This is a genomic window from Empedobacter sp. UBA7252, assembly GCF_002472765.1.
Taxonomy (GTDB): domain Bacteria; phylum Bacteroidota; class Bacteroidia; order Flavobacteriales; family Weeksellaceae; genus Empedobacter; species Empedobacter falsenii_B.
In genome coordinates this window covers 1-3,969 of the sequence record NZ_DKSQ01000079.1, presented here as the reverse complement: position 1 = coordinate 3,969, position 3,969 = coordinate 1, and the positions used below count along the sequence as shown (strand labels likewise).

Genomic DNA, 3,969 nt, shown 5'->3' with positions numbered 1-3,969 from the left:
ACAATATTCACATGTAATGACTGCATTTACATCAAGAAAATGCTGCGAAAAAGAGTCGTAAATTTGATCCTCTACATTCTGACCTTCAAATACAAACAATATATTACTCGCCATCGAAAGTTCCTGCTTTATACATTTTTTCGATATTATGTGCTTCTCTTAATTCCTTAGAAGTAGATTTTGAGAGGGATCGAATACTGTGTTTGTTAATTAAAAAATAACAGTCTGGACGCAATAAATCATTTGTAATAATAGAAGTATTGTGTGTTGTTAATATAAATTGAACACCAGTTTTCTTTAATTCACGAACAATTACTGCTGATAAATCGTGGTGGTAAAAAGCATCAAACTCGTCTATAAATACAAGGGTTTTTTCTTTGTCTTTTATGCGTTGAAACCAATAATAAAATAATAATAATGACCGAGTACCTTGTGAGGCAATTTTTACAAAAGGGATTTCTACGCCATCGAAATCGAATCCTATCGTTTTCTTCTCGATTTCATCAATTTCCTTCAATTTACATTCAATTCCAGCATTATTTAAAAACTCCTCAAAATTTCGCAAATTGTTTTTTTCTATAATATCTTCTATTGCATTTGTTTTTGTAGCGATATTGCTGCCCATGTATTCATTCTTGGGCAAAGAACGAAAGAAAAGCATGCCTTCAATAAAACTGAAAAATCTCATGAATACTTTATTTTCCTCATTCTTATCCAGTTCGGTATTGTTTTTAACATACTTGATGATAGATAGGCCTGGATTGGTGATTTCAGTTTTAAGAGTTTCGGCCCCCTTAAAGTTAAACTGTGCTGTATTATTTTTTTCTCTGTCAATTCTCGCTAATTCTTTTCCATTAATGGAAAAGCTTTCTGTGAGAATTGTATAATAATCCAATTTTCGGTAGCTGTATTCTACTTTCGCACCTTCGATCAGGAATTCATATGAAAATTGGGCATATTTTTTTTTCGAATAGGCATTCAGATAAACTTCGTAGCCTGAGTCATTTTTCTTACCATCTGTCAGATGCTCTATAATGTCGAAAATGGCCAATCCAAGATTGGATTTACCTACACCATTATGACCGTAGACCAATGCGCTATTTACTATATCGTTTTTAATGGAATCTTTGTTAAAAGTATATCCATTTGTATCTGTAAGATCAAAAGTAACTTCCTCATTAAAACTTTTAAAATTGGAAACTTTAAATTTTGCAAGCATTGTTATAGATTTTGATCAAAAATACTAAATACTTTCTATATGCCGTAATTTTTTTACGGCATATAGAAAAGAAATGTTAAACCCTTCTTATAGGACTGGTTTCAGTATTGGGTTAGTCATTAATAATGAATAAACTGTTTTTACAAAAAAATACATTATTTTTCGCTAAGGCAGGTCTTATCTAAATATCCTGTCAGCTTGTCGAATGTGTATCTGAAATTGCCATTAATAAATTGTTGATTACCATTTTCATCCTCAAATTCTTGATATCTTTTATGGTTAATTTCTTTGAATTGATCAATATCAATGGGGTAGTTGTAATGACAGACACGTATCATGTGTAAATTTGATCCGCCATTTTCAGTTCTATGTAGTGGTACGAATTCATTTCCATAAGCTCCAGGAAGATTAGCCCATGCTTCACATTGGATATTAATTTCCTTTTTTGCCTGAAAATCATTTTCTGGCCAATATTTATAGGCTAGTTCTGCAATTCTATTAAAGACAGTTGGATTATTTATACTTAACTGCTGGGCATAAGGGAAAAGCCCATTGTCAAAATGAAAATCGGTAAGTAGCCCCCCAGTAAAGTAAAGGTAGGTGTCAATTTTTTCAGAGTAAAACATCCCATTATCTGAAATGTCTTTCATATTTAATACTTTTGACAGGAATTCAGTCGGAAAACTTTTGTTTTCAATGCCTGTGGTTAATTCATCATTAATTCTAATACGGTCGAATTCTTTGGCTACTGAGAAATCACCTATTGCATGTTTGATACTTTTTTGAGTAATAAATGTCGTTGTTGGGTGAGTCATGATAAAAACAGGATTTCGAGTAAACATTTCAAGTCCGACATAAAGTAGCTTTTCCTTATTTTCTTTTATTGTTGGGGAATACAATTGATCTGGATGATAACCCAATGCAATTGCTATGTTATTAATTGATACATCCCCTACATCTTTAAGATATTCCTTAAACTTGTTGTCTTCATAAATGAATACACCGCTAGATTCACGCTTTTTAAAAAAGAAGGACATATTAATAGTATTATTTTGCTATTTTATTGTTTAGACTACCCAATTTATGGTTGATAAAAGTGCTGACTTTGTTAATTTCTGTATTACTGAACCTAACTCCAAATAAATGTTCAAAGTGTTCAATCTGTGCTTCAATACCGTTACCTGACTGGAAGAGTTCCCAGATATTTGTCAATCCTTTATATCTGTTTATGATTCTTCTTTCCTTGAATTCACTATATCCTCTTGTGAGGAGATTTCCGCCAAGTTTGCCAAAATTCAGATCTTTAAGTGCGTCTAAGAAATTGTTCTCTTCAATTAACTTGTCTGCAGCTTTGTCTGTATTTACGCCCGAAGTCAAGTCTAATAGGCCATAGAAAATACGATGCCTTCGATCGGTATATTTTTTCATAAAAGTAATCCAAAACTCATTAAATTTTCTATGAGCAGCTTGTTGTTCCTTTAGTTTAGACGAGCCATGGATATCATTTTCAAGTTCAATAAATTTATCTCTCAACTCTTGGAAGTCAAATCGTAACTGTATTAATTTTTCTGGGATCTCAGAAATAGAAGAAACTTGGCTAAGCAGTATGTTAGTAAAAGGAGGAACAGGCAGATGTTTAAAGTTGAGATCATTTAATAAGCTTTCCAGATTCTCTTCATGTAATTTGGCTAGCCTTTCTAAAGATTGAATTGAATAAGGTGTTTTTATAAGTGAGGTAATTTGCTCTTCATAAAGATAGATAGGCAAACTTGTTTGAATACTTGAAAACCTTGAAACATTCAATAGATTCGAGACAAGTTCAGAAGAGTGTGTATGTACCTCAGAAACGATAAACTGTTCATCGGAAAGTTTGGCAGTTATTAACGGAATTTCAGTTATGGAATTACTGATTTCACTCTTTAAAAGATATTTTTTCGTAATATCTGTACCATATTTGAGGATGAATTCCTGTTGGGCTTCTTTCCTTGTTAGACCATCCGCATCCCCAATATAGATTACTTTTCCTTCCTTATCGATAACTCCATTCACAAATTTAAGTCCTCCAGCTTTTACCAGCATGTTCAAGATAGGTCTGCCATTCGGAAAGAGGGCCGGTGCCGTTAAGTTCAGATGGTTTAATTCATCTAAGGACGTATAGAAACTTGAGGATGCTATAAATGTTTCTACAAATGTATTTAAGCTAAAAAGAAATTCGAAATTTGGTTTTCCATATCCACCTAGACAATAATCCAATTCATCCAGTAGGTTGAGGCTAACATAGGCACTGTTAAAATTTATTTTATCTTCTGTCATTAATCGAAGGGTTAGAAGTATAAAGTTAAGCTTAAGTTCTGGAATAATTAATACTGTGGATAAATTTGTGTTGAAGGATTTATTAGATAAAACAGAATTAAATAGAGATTATTCGAAAGATTGTCGAATTTATAATTATGTAAACTATCTTTAAAGTAATAATATGAAGCCAGTTCTCTTGATGATATTGATTTCCTTAGCTCCAGTTTCCAAGAATCCGTCAAGTCCCGCCGGAGCTGAAAATTTTTTTCATGCCTAAAAACTGACAATTAAGAACCAAGACTTAAGTAAATCCTGAGTTGGTTGACAGTAAGTCGGTTAACCTGTAAATTGTCCATATATTTTGGAAATCAGTATTCTTTTATTGTTAAAATTATCTAAATAATATCTTCAAGAAAGAAATATTATTGTAATTTAGATCACTTGCGTCCTAAACG

3 protein-coding genes are annotated in these 3,969 nt (G+C 32.2%); all 3 read right to left on the bottom strand.

Annotated elements, in window-relative coordinates; translation table 11 throughout:
* Positions 1 to 103: 103 nt before the first annotated feature.
* The 3 genes from B2X73_RS11465 to B2X73_RS11455 all read right to left on the bottom strand — a co-directional run bounded on the left by B2X73_RS11465 (position 104) and on the right by B2X73_RS11455 (position 3,532).
* Positions 104 to 1,219: an AAA family ATPase gene (locus B2X73_RS11465; protein WP_291096463.1), complete on the bottom strand. Its 1,116-nt coding sequence runs from the start codon at positions 1,217 to 1,219 to the stop codon at positions 104 to 106.
* Between the two features lie 155 nt (positions 1,220 to 1,374).
* Positions 1,375 to 2,256, bottom strand: a complete 882-nt coding sequence (locus B2X73_RS11460; protein WP_291096461.1) for a hypothetical protein — start codon at positions 2,254 to 2,256, stop codon at positions 1,375 to 1,377.
* A gap of 10 nt (positions 2,257 to 2,266) precedes the next feature.
* Entirely contained in the window at positions 2,267 to 3,532 is a 1,266-nt protein-coding gene (locus B2X73_RS11455) for a hypothetical protein (RefSeq protein WP_291096459.1), read from the bottom strand.
* Positions 3,533 to 3,969: the final 437 nt, after the last annotated feature.